We start from the raw sequence: 16,083 nt of genomic DNA on the forward strand, positions 1-16,083 counted from the left end.
ATTGGAAATGATATTTGATAATCAAATAGTTATAAAATGAAGCGTTGCAATTTAACTTTTTGAAAGATTTTATTCGCCCAAAATGACCGTGCCCAGACCCTGTTTTGAAAAGTTTTGGGGTATTTTTTTCCGCAGTCGGGTGCGTTGCGAGCGGATGGTTTCGTTGCTGATTCCCCGGCATGCGGCGCATTCGCGTGTCGAGAATCCCAGTTGGATAAGGGCACAGAGAAAAGCGTCGTTTCCCGTCAACGGTACTACGCTCGAGAGCTGTTGCAGGTAGGGGTCGAACTCTTTCACGACAATCTCCTGAAACTGCTTTTGTTCGTCGTAGCTGAGCGACTCTTTGCCTCGGGTGATTCGCTTGTACCACTCGTTATAGGTGCTGCTTGCCTTGAAATCGCGGCTGCAGCGTTCGCCGGCCTTGCGGATAATCTCTATCATTTGCAGTTCGCGGCTCTCGTTTTCCTGAGCCCGGGCCTCCTGTTTCTCCCATTTATGGGCGAAGAGTTGCTCGTTGCGGCGTTTGAGATGCCGGCGATAGAACATGAATACGGCTACCGAAATCAACAGCAAGGCTACCACACATATCGTTATGGCTACAATCAGGCGTGTGTGGCTCTGTTCCTGCAGATCGGTAGTAATGCGTATATGCTCCTGGCGATCTATCTGGTGGGCTATAGCCATGTTTTCGATCGAGTCGGAGAGTCGGTAAGCCTCTTGCAGATACCGGTATCGCAACGAGTCGGCTATACCGGCTTCGTCGGGTAGGTCGGCCAGTTTGAAGTAGGCCGATGCCCTTACCGACATATCGTCGCTACGGCTGGCCTGTTCGAGATAAAAGAGAGCCGAGTCGTATTGCATTTGCAAGGCAAAAAGCTGTCCCCTCACGGCATAATTGCGCAGCCGTTTCACCTTGTTGCGGGTCAGTGACAACGCTGCTGCATTGCATTGCAGGGCCCGGGCCAGGTCGTTGTGCTGTTTGTATGCGCTGGACAGGTTGTTGTAGACCGACGAGCGTTCCTCTCGGTCGGCTATCTGGTCGAGGAAGGCGAGAGGTTTTTCGAAGTAGAACAGAGCGCTGTCGGGGTCTTTGTAGAGGTAGTGATACTTGCCCATACCCCGGTAAGCGTGCGACAGATTGCTTTTGTCGGGCAGGTTTTGCGATACTTTCAGAGCCTGTGTGTAGGTGTCCCAGGCCGTTTCGTAGATATTGTGGTCGAGCAGAAGGTCGCCCAGCCGGTTGTATATCGACGCTTCCAACTCGGCGTTTTCGGTTCCGTTCAACTGTTTCAGAGCTTGACGATAGAGTACGATGGCCGAGTCGGGGATGTGGAGCTCTTCCATCTCCAGGGCTTGCTGATAGAGCGATTCGGCCCTTCCGGAATGGTAGCGGCTGCACGAGCCCAACCCTATCCATAACAATACGAATATGACGAATAGAAAACCTCGTCTCATAGCCAAAACACAAATACGCAGTCCAAAGATACGAATAATTCGTTATCTCGAAACTCTATTTGTTCTCGATTTTCGGTCCTAGTTCGATGCGATGAGTCGCGATGGGGTGGTGTTCTATAAAAAAACAATCCCGGGAAGGCCTTCCCGGGATTGTTTTTTGACGTATGAAAGAGGTGATTAGTCTTTCAGTTTGGCGCAGATGAACTCGCGGTTCAAGCGGGCGATGTTGGTGAGCGAGATGTTCTTGGGGCACTCGGCAGCGCAGGCACCGGTGTTGGTGCAGTTACCGAATCCCAGTTCGTCCATCTTGGCTACCATGGCACGGGCACGAGCGGCAGCCTCTACGCGGCCTTGCGGCAGCAGGGCATATTGGCTTACTTTGGCCGAAACGAAGAGCATGGCCGAGCCGTTTTTACAAGCAGCTACACAAGCACCGCAACCGATACAGGTAGCCGAGTCCATAGCCTCGTCGGCAGCCTCTTTCGAGATGGGTATAGCGTTGGCATCTTGAGCACCACCCGTGTTGATGGAGATATAACCACCGGCTTGCTGTATTTTGTCGAAGGCACGACGGTCTACCATCAAGTCGCGGATTACGGGGAATCCGGCCGAACGCCACGGTTCAACCGTGATTACATCGCCATCGTTGAACTTGCGCATGTGCAACTGGCAGGTCGTCACGCTGGTGTCGGGGCCGTGGGGGTGTCCGTTGATATAGAGCGAACACATACCGCAGATACCTTCGCGGCAGTCGTGGTCGAAAACTACGGGCTCTTTACCCTCGTTGATGAGTTGCTCGTTGAGCAAGTCGAGCATTTCGAGGAAAGAGCTGTCGGTAGATACACCGTTGAGTTTATATTCCTCAAATCTACCTTTTTCTTTGGGCCCTTTTTGGCGCCAAATCTTCAGTGTTATATTGATTGTTTTTTCCATAACTTTATCGTGTTATACCGGAATTAAACGGCGATTAGACAAATTATTTCTTGTAGTTACGTTGTTGAACCTTGATAGCCTCGTATTTCAGTTCTTCCTTCAATAGTTCGGGCTTCTTATCTTCGCCTTGGTATTTCCAGCAGCTTACATACATAAAGTGTTCGTCGTCACGTTTAGCCTCTCCGTCTTCGGTTTGATACTCTTCACGGAAGTGGCCACCACAAGACTCTTCGCGGTTGAGAGCGTCGAGAGCCATCAACTTGCCTATTTCGAGGAAGTCCTCTACGCGCAGAGCTTTTTCGAGCTCTACGTTCAGCGTATTGGCTTCGCCCGGGATACGTACGTTGGTGTAGAATTCTTTCTTCACCTCGTCGATTTTCTTGAGTGCGGTTTCGAGTCCGGCTTTGTTACGGCCCATACCTACATACTCGACCATGATGTGGCCCAGTTCTTTGTGGATAGAGTCAACCGAGCGTTTACCCTTGATGTTCATCAAGCGGGCGATACGGGCTTTGACAGCCTTTTCGGCCTCTACAAACTCGGGCAGGTCGGTCGAGAAGCGGGGTACCTGAATCTGGTCCGACAGGTAGTTTTGAATCGTGTAGGGAAGTACGAAGTAACCGTCGGCCAAACCTTGCATCAGGGCCGATGCACCCAGACGGTTGGCACCGTGGTCCGAGAAGTTGGCCTCGCCGATAGCGAACAGACCGGGGATAGAGGTCATCAGTTCGTAGTCTACCCAGATACCGCCCATCGTGTAGTGCGAAGCGGGATAGATCATCATAGGCGTTTCGTAGGGGTTCTGGTCTACGATCTTCTCGTACATCTGGAACAGGTTGCCGTAGCGGCTGGCCACAGCCTCTTTACCCTTGATTTGGATAGCAGCGGCTTCGCCACCCAGTTTTTCGATTTCGTGGTGGTCGAGACCTTGGATGGCCTGTTTACCCAGACGCTCGATACTCTCTTTGAAGTCGAGGTATACGGCATACCCCGAGGGGCTTACACCGTAGCCGGCGTCGCAACGCTCTTTGGCGGCACGCGAAGCCACGTCGCGGGGCACGAGGTTACCGAATGCCGGGTAACGACGCTCCAGGTAGTAGTCGCGGTCTTCTTCCTTGATATCGGTCGGTTTCAGTTTGCCGGCGCGGATGGCAGCGGCATCCTCTTTTTTCTTGGGAACCCAGATGCGGCCGTCGTTACGCAGCGACTCCGACATCAGCGTCAGTTTCGACTGGAATTCACCGTGTACGGGGATACAGGTGGGGTGAATCTGCGCATAGGCCGGGTTGGCAAAGTAGGCACCTTTGTGGTAGCATTGTACGGCAACCGAGCCGTTCGATGCCATGGCGTTGGTCGAAAGGAAGTATACGTTACCGTATCCACCGGTAGCGATAACTACGGCGTGAGCGGCAAAGCGCTCGATGTCGCCGGTTACCAGGTTACGGGCAATGATACCGCGGGCACGGCCGTCGATGATGACGAGGTCGAGCATCTCGTAGCGGGTATACTGTTTTACCGTACCTTTCTTTACCTGGCGGTTGAGCGATGCGTATGCACCCAGCAGCAGCTGTTGTCCCGTTTGACCCTTGGCATAGAAAGTACGCGATACCTGGGCACCACCGAACGAACGGTTGGCCAACTGGCCGCCGTATTCGCGGGCGAAAGGTACGCCTTGAGCCACGCATTGGTCGATGATGTTGTTCGACACTTCGGCCAGACGGTATACGTTGGCTTCGCGGGCACGGTAGTCACCACCCTTGATCGTATCGTAGAAGAGGCGGTATACCGAGTCGCCGTCGTTCTGATAGTTTTTAGCAGCATTGATACCGCCTTGTGCGGCGATAGAGTGAGCGCGGCGGGGCGAATCCTGAATACAGAAGTTCAGCACGTTGAATCCCAGCTCGCCCAGCGTAGCGGCAGCCGAACCGCCGGCAAGACCCGTACCAACGACGATGATGTCGAGACGACGTTTATTGGCCGGGTTCACCAATTTTTGGTGTGCTTTATAATTGGTCCACTTTTCAGCCAAGGGGCCTTCGGGTATTTTAGAATCTATTGTAGCCATAACAATTTTTTTTCTGTGAAATGAATAGGTTGGTTTATTAAAGGGTGCAAGTTCCGCAGCCGGTCAGGCTCATGATGTAGAACGAGATGGCAACGGCAACAAAGCCCAAGCAGATAATGGTAGTGAAAATGTTGGAGATACATTTCCAACGGTTGAACCATACGTGGTTGTTGATACCCAGCGTTTGGATGGCGCTCCAGAATCCGTGGGTGAGGTGGAACCACAAAGCTACGAACCAGATGAGGTAAATAACTACATAAACCGGGCAGCTGAAGGTTTCGCGAATCAGGGCGATACCGTCGTGAGGATTGACTTCGGGCAGGTGACCGATAACCTCGTTGAGCTGCATCTTGTACCAGAAGTTGAAGAGGTGCAAAGCCAGACCCAGTACCACGATGATACCCAGTACGAGCATGTTTTGCGAAGCCCACTCTACGCTTTTCGGACGTACGTTCACCAGATAGCGGTCGTTACCGCGGGCTCTCCGGTTTTGAATCGTCAGCCAGAAGGCATAGATGATGTGAATCACGGCTCCGGCGGCGATAATGACCGTACCAATCAGGGCATACCAGTTAGCTCCCAGGAATTGGCATACGGCATTGTAGCCGGCAGGGCTGATTAACGCCACTAAGTTCATACACATGTGAAACGTTAAAAATAGGACGAGAAAGAGTCCTGTCACACTCATGACTACTTTTCGTCCTATGGACGAGTTACTTAACCACATAGGATTTGAATTTAAGTTATTATTTGTTGTAAATAAAGATTATGCAACCTTGCACCATGCAAAAGTAACTGAAGTATGCGGAATATACAAGATAATAAGGAAATATTTCTTTAATGTATAGTCCTTTGGCTTCACTCTTTTTAAATGATAAAGAACGTAAAACTTCCCGTTTTTATCGAAATATCTCTATCTTTGCCTCGCTATCAATTTATAACGTATATGAAAAATAGAAATCTTTTCTTTCTGGTGGCTGCTGCTGCCGCAACGGTTGTTTCCTGCAACTCCAATCCTTCGTCGTATACCATCGACGGAACAGTGGCCGACTCTACCCTGAACGGCGACATGGTTTACCTGACCGATATGGCTTCGCGCGATGTGCTCGACAGCGCGGTGATTGCCGATAACAAGTTCCAGTTCAAGGGCAAGGCCGATACCGCTTTCGTGGGTATGTTGCAAGTACCCTCTTTTTACCGCATGGGATTTATCGTCGAGAACGGTCACATTGCCGTAGAGTTGGGCGAAACCGACAAGGTATCGGGTACTCCGCTCAACGACGAGTTTGCCTCGTTTATGAACGACATCGATTCGTTGAACCAAATCTTCATAGCCAAACAACAAGAGATCATAGCAAAAGGTTTGTCCGACGAAGAGGCTTCGGCCGAGTGGGACAAGGTGCAGCTGACCTTCATCATGCCCGAGATAGACAAACTCTTCTCGCACTACTTCGACCGTAACAACAACAACGCCGTGGGTGCATGGACCCTCTTCAACTGGGATCTTTCGCCCGAGCGTCTCGACTCGGTCATCAACCTGGCCGGCGAAACCCTCAAGGCCGATCCTCTGGTAAAGGTGATGAACCAACGTCTCGAAATCTGGAAAAAGACAGCCGAGGGTCAGATGTTTACCGACTTCACCATCGAGCAACCCGACGGCACGAAGGTTTCGCTCTCCGACTATGTGGGCAAGGGCAAGTATGTGCTGGTCGACTTCTGGGCTTCGTGGTGCGGTCCCTGCCGGGGCGAGATTCCCAACATCAAGGAGCTCTACGACAAATATCACGCCAAGGGTCTCGATGTGCTGGGTGTAGCCGTGTGGGATAAACCCGAAGATACGCAGGCTGCCATCAAGGAGCTGGGTATCGTTTGGCCGCAAATCATCAACGCCCAACAGATACCGACCGAACTCTACGGCATTCAGGGTATTCCCCATATCATCTTGTTTGCCCCCGACGGTTCCATTGCTGCTCGCGACCTGCGCGACGAAGCCATGAAAGAGAAAGTTGCCGAGGTGATGAAGAATGTGAAATAAAACAATAGTAAATAATCGACAAAAGAAACCGTAGATAGAGCTCGCTTGAGAGACTGCAGGTAGTGCTTTATCGTCAAAACTTGGGAGCGACCCACATGGGCCGCTCCTTTTTTTTGTAGTATATATTTCATTTCTTTTTCTTTTTAGTTTCTTTTATATTTCAAATAGAAAAATATAGAAATTATAGAGAAACTAAACGAAATCTTTTGTGCATAAATAAAAAAATTATTATACTTGCAAAAAATAATTATTTCATTTCTTATCACCTTTTAAAAAGTGCTATTATGAAAAACAAACTACTCTTGATGAGTTGCGCATGTTGTTTGTTCTCGAGCGCAGCTTTTGCCGAAACTTTTTTGGTGACCAAGACCTCGGGCGATGCCAGCGAAGAGGGCTCGCTTCCCTATGTGGTGGCCAATGCTCCGGGAGGATCGGAGATAGAATTTTCTATCGGCGACGAAACTACGGTGACTATTCCGGCCACGATACAGATTGACAAGAATCTGACTATCGATGCCCAGGGCAAAACCATCTCGGTGGCCGAGCCGGGGGTATCGAACTACCGTATTTTCAAAATAGGCCTCTATGCGCCGGCCGAAGATGCCGAACTGGTTTCGCTCACGCTCAAGAACTGTACGCTCTATGGCGGTGACGGCACGGCCCTGATCGACGACGAAACAACCATGGCCTCGTGGTCGGCAACGATTCTCGTGGGTAAGAACGGTTCGTTCACCGGCGAGAACCTGCTCTTCGACAAAGCCAAAAACGGCTATTCGCCCGGTATCATGGCTTGTGGCGACATCACCCTTACAAACTGTACGTTCCAGAATCTCTCGGCTACGAAAATCGGTGGTGCCGTCTATACCAACAGCGGCGTGACGGCCCGTTTCACCGACTGTACCTTTACCAACAATACCAATACGACCAACGGTGGTGCCGTGGGTTGTTCGGGCAGCACGAACTACTTCAGCGACTGTACCTTCACGGGCAATTCCGTTACGGGTTCCAGCTGTGATGGTGGTGCCATATATTTGCAAAGGGCCGGGGCTTCGGCCGAAATAGACAACTGTCTGTTTACGCAGAACCAAACCACCCGTTATGGAGGTGCAATCGCACAGAAGAAAGACATTTCCTCGAACGGCGTTTTGACCATCAGAAACACTACATTCAGCCAGAACAAGTCTACGGCCTCCAAGGGTGGCGGTGGTGCCTTGCTTACCTGGATGGGCGATGTTACGGTCGAGAATTGTTCCTTCGAGGGCAATGCCGTATCGGGCAGTGGTGGTTCCGGCGGTGCCTGGTATGCGTCGTATTCGGCAGCCGATGTCAATAGCTGCCACGTATCGGGTTCCTATTTTGGAGAGAATACATGTACGGCCCATGGTGGAGCTATTCTTGTGAAAGTTCCCGGTGGAGTTTTCACGAATTGTACATTCTATAAAAATGCAGGTGGTACCGGTGGTGGCGGAGCCTTGGCCTGCCAGGCAGCCGTTGTCGATGTTTACAATAGTACTCTTGTTGGGAATGAGTTGCAAAACAACCTGTACGGCACGGGTATACACTCGGCATCGAACGGAGGCTTCAACCTGTACAATAATATTGTTGTCGGGGGTGTGAACGGTATCGGCGATATATATACCTACAATAATTGTACCCTGGCAGGAAGCCATAATATTTACGGTACGATAGCCGAAGGGTCTCCGGTTACGGTCGATGGGTTTGTAGACAACACGGTATATACCGACCAGACCCTGTTTGCCGATGCCGAACCCGTTCCGGCTCTCAACGAGGGAACTACCCAAACGATAGCCATCTCGCCCGAGGGTATTGCTGCCGGTGCCGGTATCGTGGTAGAGGGTGTTCCCACGGTCGATCAGCGCGGTAAAGCCCGTTCGGAAACGGCTCCTTCAATCGGTGCTTATGAGGTAGAGAAAGCCACTTCAATCGAGCGGGTAGCTGTTGAAAAACTCTTCTGGCCCAACCCGGCACAAGATTATATCACGCTGGCCGACGGTGTGTCTGAGGTAGCTGTCTACGATTTGCGTGGTGCTTTGGTGCTTGCAGCCGAGGCTCCCGTACAGACCCTTTCGGTCGACGGGCTCGATGCAGGTGTCTATCTGCTGCAAGTGACAGTGGGCGGTAAGGTATATAACCATCGACTGCTTGTCAAATAAATCATAACATTTTCAACTTGTGCGAGAGTGGGGACTTGTGATGAGTTCCCGCTCTTGTTGTGTGTATACTTGCAGACACGAAGCTCTTGGGGGAAAGCCACGAATGGCTCTACCGACTTTTAGGGTTGGCATTTCGAAGGCTTGTCCGGCCGGGACCATGGGGAGACTGGTCTCCTGTGTCAGTCAGAGTTGCGCACGCTGCGCTCATCCCATGTAATGTACTTTTGCGTCATTTTGCCTTTGTTGCCGATAATTATTTTCTGCTGGCTGATGACCTCCTGGGGCCATCCGTCGGGGAAATATTTTATGTGCAGAAATTCTTTGCTTACGGCATCTTCGGTCACTTGCTCGTCAAATCCGGTATCCATATCTTCCTTCACGGTAGTAGCGTCCTCTTTGTCCATAAGCATATCGACGAACCCACCAAGCAGTTGCTTGATATCTTTCCTGGGTATGTAATTGTTGATTTCGATGATTATATCATATTCATAACTTTCGGGGTCGATGGTTGCCGACAGGTAAGTATCCGATTCGTACTTGGTATCGGTGGCCTCTTCGTGCAGGGTGGTCTCTTTCAGGGGAAACTGGTATCCATGGTATTGGAAAAGCATTTCCAACTCTTCCGTATAGCTTTGTACCAGCTTGCTGGGGTCTATGTTTCTGAATAGCTCGTCGGCTTTTATGCCGGTTGAATTCAGTTTGTCCATCCATGAAGATTCTTGGATGATTCCGTCGAATACACGCTTGGCCTGTTTCTCCACCTCTTCCAGGTTGTCATATTGGGTAATCTTTCCTAACTCGTCTGTTCTGAACCGTATGGTTGTACCCGCAATTTCGTCTTGAAGTCGTTGGACGGTTTCCTGCATGAAGTTCTGCATTTCGGATTCGGCATCCGTGTCTGTGCTGAATTTCAGAAACTTGTATTCCATCTGATACCCCTCTTTTGTAGAGTCGGTAACCGTTATCATCACTTTGGTGTTGGCTCCAAGGGTCTTGACCGTGTCGGTCCCTTCAAATTTCCAGGAGCCTTCGCTTATCCAGTAGGTCATGGTATCGCGTTCGTTGAACCAGGCGACGATTGGCAGGGCTGAATCTTCCTCTTCTGTGGTAGCCGCCTTGGCCTGGTTGCAATAGGGCAGAGCTGTGAACGAGGCGAATAGTATCAGGCAGATTGCCCATAGCCGTGTGGAGTATAAATTTGGCAATCCGATGCGGTTCTGCGTGGCAGACCGTTGAGGGGTCTTTGCAGGGACTGACTCTTGTAAGTTGTGTTTTTTCATGGTCTTGTTTTTTTATATGGTTATTTTTGTTTGGATGGCCCATGGAGGCCGGGGGGCTGTTTTTATTTTATATTCATCTGTGTCTGAAGGGGGAGGATGCTTGTTTCACAAAGATAATGTAAAGCGGACAGGAAAACAACTGTTAGTCTGGCTTTTTCAGGAAGTGGGGGCAGAATGGAGGAATACCTCTGTATAAACGCAAAAACGAGCAGCGGCGTACCGTTGCTCGTTCTTGTGTTGGCTTACCAGGATTCGAACCTAGACAAACAGAACCAAAACCTGTTGTGCTGCCATTACACCATAAGCCAAACTTCTATGCTTTGAGGTCTAACCCTCAAAAGCGAGGCAAAGATAATGTGTTTTTACGGCTTTGCCAAATTTTAGTCGAATTATTTTGCGATAAGCAGGTAATAATTCTTTTTACCCCGTTGTACGATGATGTATTTGTCGTTGAGCAGATAGCTGCCGTCGATTTTCGTATCGGGGGCTGCGAGTTTCTCTTTGTTGATGGAGACGCCACCGCCCTGAGTGAGTTTCCGCATTTCGCCTTTCGAGGGGAATACGGCAGCCATTTCGGTGGTCAGTTCGATAGCGGGTACCCCGCCGAGGATAGCGTCGCGCGACACTTCGAACTGGGGCACGCCCTCGAATACGGCGAGCAGCGTGTCTTCGTCGAGTTTGTGCAGTTGCTCCGAGGTGGAGTTCCCGAAGAGGATGTTCGAGGCCTCGACAGCAGCGTCGTAGTCGGCTTGCGAGTGTACCATGACGGTAACCTCGCGGGCCAGCCGTTTCTGCAGGGCGCGCAGGTGGGGAGCCTGGTCGTGCTCGGCGATGAGGGCTTCGATCTCTTCGCGCGAAATCGAGGTAAATATCTTGATGTAGCGTTTGGCATCTTCGTCGCTCACGTTCAGCCAGAACTGGTAGAACTTGTAGGGCGAGGTGTAGCGGGCATCGAGCCATACGTTGCCCGACTCGGTCTTGCCGAATTTCGTACCGTCGGCCTTGGTTACCAGCGGGCAGGTGAGGGCAAATACCTCGCCGCCGTTGGTGCGGCGTATCAGTTCGGCACCGGTGGTGATGTTGCCCCATTGGTCCGAACCGCCCAGTTGCAGCTTGCAGTTCTTGGTTTCGTAGAGGTGCAGGAAGTCGTAGCCTTGCAGCAGTTGGTAGGTGAACTCGGTGAACGAAAGTCCGTCGCGAGCCTCGCCGTTGAGTCGTTTTTGAACCGAGTCTTTCGCCATCATGTAGTTGACCGTGATGTGCTTACCTACGGTGCGGGCGAAGTCGAGGAACGAGAAGTCCTTCATCCAGTCGTAGTTGTTTACCAGTTCTGCGTGGTTGGGAGCATCCGACTCGAAGTCGAGGAACTTGCTCAACTGCTTTTTGATACACTCCTGGTTGTGGCGCAGGGTCTCTTCGTCGAGCAGGTTGCGCTCTTGCGATTTGCCCGAGGGGTCGCCAATCATACCGGTAGCACCCCCGACCAAGGCCAGCGGTTTGTGGCCGCAGCGTTGGAAATGTCGCAGCATCATCACGCCGCACAAGTGGCCTATGTGGAGCGAATCGGCCGTGGGGTCGAAACCCAAGTAGGCGGTAACCATTTCCTTTTCAAGGAGTTCTTCTGTACCCGGCATCATGGTGTGTACCATTCCGCGCCATTTTAGTTCTTCTACAAAATTCATCGAATGAAAACTTTATTAAATGTTTGGTCGTTGTTTCTCGCAGGGTGATAGGGGGCGGCAGGTTGTGCAGACTTACCGAACTCCTTGTTTCTGCGGTAGCTGCAAAATTACGACTCTTTATCGAAATAAACAATTTTAATTTCGAAATAACAAAAAATAAGAACCATCTCTGTTTTTTTTCGTTAATCTCGTGTATTTAAATTATTTTTGTGCAAACCTATTTTCTTCAGATACTGTTATGGGTATAAACAAGACCGATCTCAAATGGTTTGCCATTCGGGTGACTTATAGCCGGGAGATGGCATTGAAAGGTTATCTCGACCAGTATGGGATAGAGTCGTTTATCCCCATGCACTACAAGGAGTTTATCAAGGGCGAGCGCAAGGTGCGCAAGCTGGTTCCCGTCATTCACAATTTGGTTTTCGTGCGGTTGAATCGCGAGAAGATGGACGAAATCAAGAAGGAGATTTCGCTCAAGGTTCCTTTGCGCTATATCATGGATCGCGAGAAGCACGAGCCTCTGGTGGTGCCCGACCGGCAGATGTCCAGCTTTATAGCCGTGGCAGGAGCCTATGACGAGCAGGTGGTTTATCTCGATTCGCAGGTTGTCTCGTTGCGCGAGGGCGATCGGGTGCGTATTACCGGCGGTGTCTTTGCCGGGGTCGAGGGGGTGTTCCTGCGGGTCAAGGGCGACCGGCGGGTAGTAGTTTCGATCGAGGGGGTTATGGCCGTGGCTACGGCATTTGTTCACCCTTCGTTGATCGAACGTATTCCATAATGTTTTCGGGTTGAGACGATTGTCGGGCCGGTTGCTCCAACGGGAAGATGCGGGCAATGTTGCCGGCCAGAGCCTTGTGTAGCCGTCGGGGCGACTGGTTGCGTATGTGGGCTGCTTTCCGATACAGTTTGTCGATGGTCATGTTGCCTTCGTCGGTCTCGAGGAAGAGTCGGTCGAGGGGTACCGATTTCAGGGTTTCGTGATTGTAATACTCGCCGAACGAGAGGAATAGTCCCTCGCGGAGGAGCTGTGCCGCCGTTTCGGGCTTGCCTCTGAAGCCGTGGATAATCCACGGTTGTGCGGGGCGTTTGGCTTTGTGTATGCGGATGATGTCGTCGTAGGACTTCACGGCGTGAATGACCAGCGGCTTGTGCCACTGCTCCGAGAGACGTATCTGTTTCTCAAAATAGATGAGCTGCTCTTCGTAGTTGACGCCTCCTTTGAGTTTGTCGAGCCCTGTTTCGCCTACGGCCACCACCTGTTCGTGTTGTACGGCGGCTTCGAGCCGGGCAATCGACTCTTTCGAGGTATCCGACAGGCTCCAGGGGTGCAGCCCTACCGAATAGTATTTGCCCGGTTGGGGACGAAACTCCTCGGGAGTGGTGCTGATGATGGCCCCGTAACGGTCGTGATGGGTGTGGATGTCGGTCGGAAACTTGGGGGGAACCGGATCGTAGCCGCTGCCTCCCCAGGGATGGCAGCTCAACAGCCGACGGGTGGCCAGCCACAAGCCTTTGAAGGGGCCGTGTATCTGTATGGCGTCGATGGCATACTGCGAGCAGGTGGGCACATAGCGGCACGAGGGCGGCAGCATGGGCGATATGGCCGCCTTGTAGAAGCGGATGGGCCACACGAGCAGGGTCGACAGCAACTTTTTCATGGCTCTACGGCGGGAGGGGTGGGTTGCTGTTCGCTTTTCTGCACCAGGCGCTGCAGAGCCTCGATCATCTTGCGTTCGATGGTGTGGAAATCGTTCAGGTCCTTGTCGAGGTAGAGAAAAGCTACGTGCATCGATTGGTGGCGTTGCAACAAAGGTTCGGTCAGAATCTCCTTGTGCAGTCGATAGGCTTCGCGGATGCGTCGGCGCAGATAGACCCGCTTGACGGCCCGTTTGAACTTGCGCTTGGGTATGTTGACAAAGAATTGCGGCGGAGCCGTGGAGTCATCGTCGATGCGGTAGACGACGCGCAACGGGTATACGATGAAGGCACTACCCTCGGCAAACAGGCGGTTGATAGCTGTTCGGCTGCATAGTTTTTCGCTTTTGGGCAGACTGTGTTCGTTCATCGTGTGTTTGAAAATAAAACCTCATAAGCGCCTCCTTTCGGTGAAAGACGATTATGAGGTTTGGTTCTTGTTGAAAAAGAGTTTATTTCTTTTTGCTTTGTTCTTTCAGGAAAAGGTCGAGAGCGGCGGTCATCGATGGTGCTCCGGGCGAGGGGGCTTCGACATCGAGCCGTAAGCCGGCATCGCGTACGGCTTGAGCCGTCGTGGGACCGAAGGTACCGATCTTGATGTCGCCCTGCTCGAATTCGGGGAAGTTCTTGAGCAGCGACTTGATGCCCGACGGGCTGAAAAAGATGAGCATATCGTAGTCAAACGGTTCGCCCTCTTCAAAATCGTTGCTCACGGTGCGGTACATGATGGCACGCGTGTAGTTGATTTTATGCTTTTCCAGCACCGAGGTTTGCTCTTTGTGTACATCCGATACCGGGAAGAGGTATTTCTCTCCCGCATGTTTCAGCAACGATGGAACCAGGTCGTCCAGTTTGCCCGAGTTGCCAAAGAATATCTTGCGCTTGCGATAGACAATGTATTTTTGCAGGTAAAGGGCTATGGCTTCGGTCGTGCAGAAGTATTTCATCGTTTCGGGTATCGTGACGCGCAACTCTTCGCACAAGCGGAAGAAGTGGTCGATGGCGGTACGGGCCGTGAAAATGACAGCGGTATATTCCGGAATGGAAATCTTCTGTTGTCTGAACTCTTTGGAGGTCAGGCCCTCTACTTTGATAAAGGGACGAAATACGATATTGACGCCATATCGCTTGGCAATATCGTAGTAAGGCGATTTTTCGGAACTCGGCTTAGGCTGAGAAACAAGAATTTTCTTAATTTTCAAAGCTGCTGTATTTTTAGTTCGACAAAATGATATATCAATATGCTTGATTTATATACCCAAAATAGGGGTGCGATTTCGAGGGCACAAAAGTACACAATAAAATAGAATAAATCTAATATATTGCGGTAAAAAATCTTAAACCCTTTATAAATAAATAAGATACGGGATGCCAGATAGATAACTCCTGCGACGACCAGCATCACCTTTCCCCATTGCGGAACAAATATCGACAAGAGTACCGGCACGGCGATGGGGATACTGATGATAGCATTGATCGAGATGAAACTCTCGACCCACTTGCGGGTGTGGGCCGTGTCGGAGAATACGAGTCCGAGTCCGCGATAGAGCCATTTTTGTAACGTATAGTAGACCCAGGCGATGAGGCTGCCGCAGCAGACACCCACCCCGATCGATATCGACAGGTCGGGTCGGGTGGAGGCCAGCAGTTGAAACAGACAGAACCCCTCCGATACGCAGGTCATGCCCAGCAGTACGGCTCGTAGCTGGGTCTCCCGCACGGTGGTGTCGTCGAAAAGGTTCTGGCGGTCTTTCACATTGAGCACGCTGTTGAATATCTCGCCCAGGAACTTGGTCCCTTTTTTGAAAGTGAAGGCAAAGAGCAGAAAAACTACTACAACAATGCTCACCAGCAGCGAGTTGTTGGTGGGGGTATCGGGCATACGCTCGGCAGAAAACCCCTCGGGTATGGCAATGATGGTCTCTTGCAGGTCCTTGAGGGGGTCGCTCTCCTTGAGCGGAGTACTGCGCTCGAAGCCCCCGATGTATTGCGGCACGAACACTTCGGGCTGGCTCGCCGGCAGCCGGGTGCCGGTGGTATCGGCCGTGTGCAGGGTGTCGGCTACGATAGCGGAGTGAGGTGCAGCAGGGATAGGCATGGCGGTCGGGTGGTTAGATGGCAGCTATTTTGCGGATACTGGGGTCCCAGGCCGGAGCGTTTGAGATGTCGTCGATGGCCTCCTGAGGAGTCTGGGCCACTTGCCACAGGCGGGCGTGTTCGTGGCGCATGAAGTTCTCGTCGATAGCCTTGTTCAGCATCGCGATGAGGGGGTCGTAATATCCGTCGATATTAAGTATCACGATGGGGTTGAGGAAGAGCCCCAGTTGTTTCCATGTGATAATCTCGAAGAGCTCTTCCAACGTGCCGCAGCCGCCTGGCAGGGCAATGACGGCATCGGCCTCTTGGGCCATGCGCTCCTTGCGTTCGTGCATGTTGGCAGTTACTACGGTCTGGGTCAGACCCGGGTGGCACCACCCCTCGTCAATCATAAACTGGGGAATCACCCCCAGCACCTCGCCACCGTGGGCCAACACGCTGTCGGCCAGGGTGCCCATGAGCCCTTGGTTCCCGGCACCGCATACACATCGCATGCCTCGTTGGGCCAGGAGTTGCCCGATTTCGCGGGCCGCCTCGAAGTAATCGGGGTTTATTTTGGAACTGGATGCGCAGTAGACGCACACCGATTTTATCTTTTTCATTGTCACCAGCTTGAATCGCACTGCAAAGGTAACGCTTTTTTTTGAAAGACGGCGTGTCTACAGCG

At 51.6% G+C, this 16,083-nt stretch carries 14 protein-coding genes, 1 tRNA gene and 1 pseudogene; 3 read left to right on the plus strand and 13 right to left on the minus strand.

What is annotated here, in order from left to right; translation table 11 throughout:
* Window positions 1-69 precede the first annotated feature (69 nt).
* From B5F38_RS03320 to B5F38_RS03335, 4 genes are all read right to left on the minus strand, one after another.
* Window positions 70-1,455: a hypothetical protein gene (locus tag B5F38_RS03320; protein ID WP_143240894.1), complete on the minus strand. Its 1,386-nt coding sequence runs from the start codon at window positions 1,453-1,455 to the stop codon at window positions 70-72.
* A gap of 177 nt (window positions 1,456-1,632) precedes the next feature.
* Complete coding sequence (locus B5F38_RS03325) at window positions 1,633-2,388, minus strand: succinate dehydrogenase/fumarate reductase iron-sulfur subunit (protein ID WP_087407908.1); 756 nt, start codon at window positions 2,386-2,388, stop codon at window positions 1,633-1,635.
* Window positions 2,389-2,431: 43 nt separating this feature from the next.
* Window positions 2,432-4,453 carry a fumarate reductase/succinate dehydrogenase flavoprotein subunit gene (locus tag B5F38_RS03330; RefSeq protein WP_087407909.1) on the minus strand — a complete coding sequence of 674 codons (2,022 nt, stop codon included), beginning with the start codon at window positions 4,451-4,453 and terminating at the stop codon, window positions 2,432-2,434.
* Between the two features lie 37 nt (window positions 4,454-4,490).
* A complete protein-coding gene (locus B5F38_RS03335; protein ID WP_087407910.1) occupies window positions 4,491-5,180 on the minus strand; it encodes a succinate dehydrogenase/fumarate reductase cytochrome b subunit in 690 nt (229 codons plus the stop codon).
* A gap of 219 nt (window positions 5,181-5,399) precedes the next feature.
* Between B5F38_RS03335 and B5F38_RS03340 the strand changes: the two genes are divergently transcribed.
* Together B5F38_RS03340 and B5F38_RS03345 are read left to right on the plus strand one after the other, a co-directional pair.
* Window positions 5,400-6,488 carry a TlpA disulfide reductase family protein gene (locus B5F38_RS03340; RefSeq protein ID WP_158096834.1) on the plus strand — a complete coding sequence of 363 codons (1,089 nt, stop codon included), beginning with the start codon at window positions 5,400-5,402 and terminating at the stop codon, window positions 6,486-6,488.
* 284 nt (window positions 6,489-6,772) lie between these two features.
* Window positions 6,773-8,662 (plus strand): T9SS type A sorting domain-containing protein, encoded by a 1,890-nt coding sequence (locus B5F38_RS03345; RefSeq protein WP_087407912.1) that lies wholly within the window; start codon window positions 6,773-6,775, stop codon window positions 8,660-8,662.
* 179 nt (window positions 8,663-8,841) lie between these two features.
* Here B5F38_RS03345 and B5F38_RS03350 read toward each other — a convergent pair whose 3' ends face one another.
* The 3 genes from B5F38_RS03350 to tyrS all read right to left on the minus strand — a co-directional run bounded on the left by B5F38_RS03350 (window position 8,842) and on the right by tyrS (window position 11,624).
* Window positions 8,842-9,942 carry a hypothetical protein gene (locus B5F38_RS03350; protein WP_087407913.1) on the minus strand — a complete coding sequence of 367 codons (1,101 nt, stop codon included), beginning with the start codon at window positions 9,940-9,942 and terminating at the stop codon, window positions 8,842-8,844.
* 237 nt (window positions 9,943-10,179) lie between these two features.
* Window positions 10,180-10,250, minus strand: a tRNA-Gln gene (locus B5F38_RS03355).
* Window positions 10,251-10,331: 81 nt separating this feature from the next.
* Window positions 10,332-11,624 carry a tyrosine--tRNA ligase gene (gene tyrS, locus B5F38_RS03360; RefSeq protein ID WP_087407914.1) on the minus strand — a complete coding sequence of 431 codons (1,293 nt, stop codon included), beginning with the start codon at window positions 11,622-11,624 and terminating at the stop codon, window positions 10,332-10,334.
* Between the two features lie 238 nt (window positions 11,625-11,862).
* Here tyrS and B5F38_RS03365 point away from each other — a divergent pair, with 238 nt between their 5' ends.
* Entirely contained in the window at window positions 11,863-12,402 is a 540-nt protein-coding gene (locus B5F38_RS03365; protein WP_087407915.1) for a UpxY family transcription antiterminator, read from the plus strand.
* Here the strand turns inward: B5F38_RS03365 and B5F38_RS03370 are convergent.
* The 6 genes and pseudogenes from B5F38_RS03370 to B5F38_RS03390 all read right to left on the minus strand — a co-directional run bounded on the left by B5F38_RS03370 (window position 12,359) and on the right by B5F38_RS03390 (window position 16,018).
* On the minus strand, window positions 12,359-13,045 hold the full coding sequence (locus tag B5F38_RS03370; RefSeq protein ID WP_343210771.1) for a TatD family hydrolase: 687 nt from the start codon (window positions 13,043-13,045) through the stop codon (window positions 12,359-12,361). The genes B5F38_RS03365 and B5F38_RS03370 overlap by 44 nt on opposite strands.
* 18 nt (window positions 13,046-13,063) lie before the next feature.
* Window positions 13,064-13,282: pseudogene (gene yidD / locus B5F38_RS14580) on the minus strand (membrane protein insertion efficiency factor YidD); the annotation flags it as partial.
* Window positions 13,279-13,689 (minus strand): ribonuclease P protein component, encoded by a 411-nt coding sequence (locus B5F38_RS03375; protein ID WP_087407917.1) that lies wholly within the window; start codon window positions 13,687-13,689, stop codon window positions 13,279-13,281. The pseudogene yidD and the gene B5F38_RS03375, both read right to left, overlap by 4 nt.
* Before the next feature lie 82 nt (window positions 13,690-13,771).
* Window positions 13,772-14,521: a uroporphyrinogen-III synthase gene (locus tag B5F38_RS03380; RefSeq protein ID WP_087407918.1), complete on the minus strand. Its 750-nt coding sequence runs from the start codon at window positions 14,519-14,521 to the stop codon at window positions 13,772-13,774.
* Window positions 14,518-15,417 carry a DUF4271 domain-containing protein gene (locus tag B5F38_RS03385; RefSeq protein WP_087407919.1) on the minus strand — a complete coding sequence of 300 codons (900 nt, stop codon included), beginning with the start codon at window positions 15,415-15,417 and terminating at the stop codon, window positions 14,518-14,520. Before B5F38_RS03385 ends, B5F38_RS03380 begins: the two co-directional genes overlap by 4 nt.
* Before the next feature lie 13 nt (window positions 15,418-15,430).
* The gene (locus B5F38_RS03390) at window positions 15,431-16,018 is read right to left on the minus strand and encodes a TIGR00730 family Rossman fold protein (protein WP_087407920.1); all 588 of its coding nucleotides are present in this window, start codon (window positions 16,016-16,018) and stop codon (window positions 15,431-15,433) included.
* Between the last annotated feature and the right edge of the window lie 65 nt (window positions 16,019-16,083).

The sequence above is a fragment of the Barnesiella sp. An22 genome, from assembly GCF_002159975.1.
Classification (GTDB): domain Bacteria; phylum Bacteroidota; class Bacteroidia; order Bacteroidales; family Barnesiellaceae; genus Barnesiella; species Barnesiella merdigallinarum.

Coding starts and splice junctions, on each gene's coding strand:
- B5F38_RS03320 (WP_143240894.1), bottom strand. CDS start 1,455: ATGAGACGAGGTTTTCTATTCGTCATATTCGTATTGTTATGGATAGGG.
- B5F38_RS03325 (WP_087407908.1), bottom strand. CDS start 2,388: ATGGAAAAAACAATCAATATAACACTGAAGATTTGGCGCCAAAAAGGG.
- B5F38_RS03330 (WP_087407909.1), bottom strand. CDS start 4,453: ATGGCTACAATAGATTCTAAAATACCCGAAGGCCCCTTGGCTGAAAAG.
- B5F38_RS03335 (WP_087407910.1), bottom strand. CDS start 5,180: ATGTGGTTAAGTAACTCGTCCATAGGACGAAAAGTAGTCATGAGTGTG.
- B5F38_RS03340 (WP_158096834.1), top strand. CDS start 5,400: ATGAAAAATAGAAATCTTTTCTTTCTGGTGGCTGCTGCTGCCGCAACG.
- B5F38_RS03345 (WP_087407912.1), top strand. CDS start 6,773: ATGAAAAACAAACTACTCTTGATGAGTTGCGCATGTTGTTTGTTCTCG.
- B5F38_RS03350 (WP_087407913.1), bottom strand. CDS start 9,942: ATGAAAAAACACAACTTACAAGAGTCAGTCCCTGCAAAGACCCCTCAA.
- tyrS (WP_087407914.1), bottom strand. CDS start 11,624: ATGAATTTTGTAGAAGAACTAAAATGGCGCGGAATGGTACACACCATG.
- B5F38_RS03365 (WP_087407915.1), top strand. CDS start 11,863: ATGGGTATAAACAAGACCGATCTCAAATGGTTTGCCATTCGGGTGACT.
- B5F38_RS03375 (WP_087407917.1), bottom strand. CDS start 13,689: ATGAACGAACACAGTCTGCCCAAAAGCGAAAAACTATGCAGCCGAACA.
- B5F38_RS03385 (WP_087407919.1), bottom strand. CDS start 15,417: ATGCCTATCCCTGCTGCACCTCACTCCGCTATCGTAGCCGACACCCTG.
- B5F38_RS03390 (WP_087407920.1), bottom strand. CDS start 16,018: ATGAAAAAGATAAAATCGGTGTGCGTCTACTGCGCATCCAGTTCCAAA.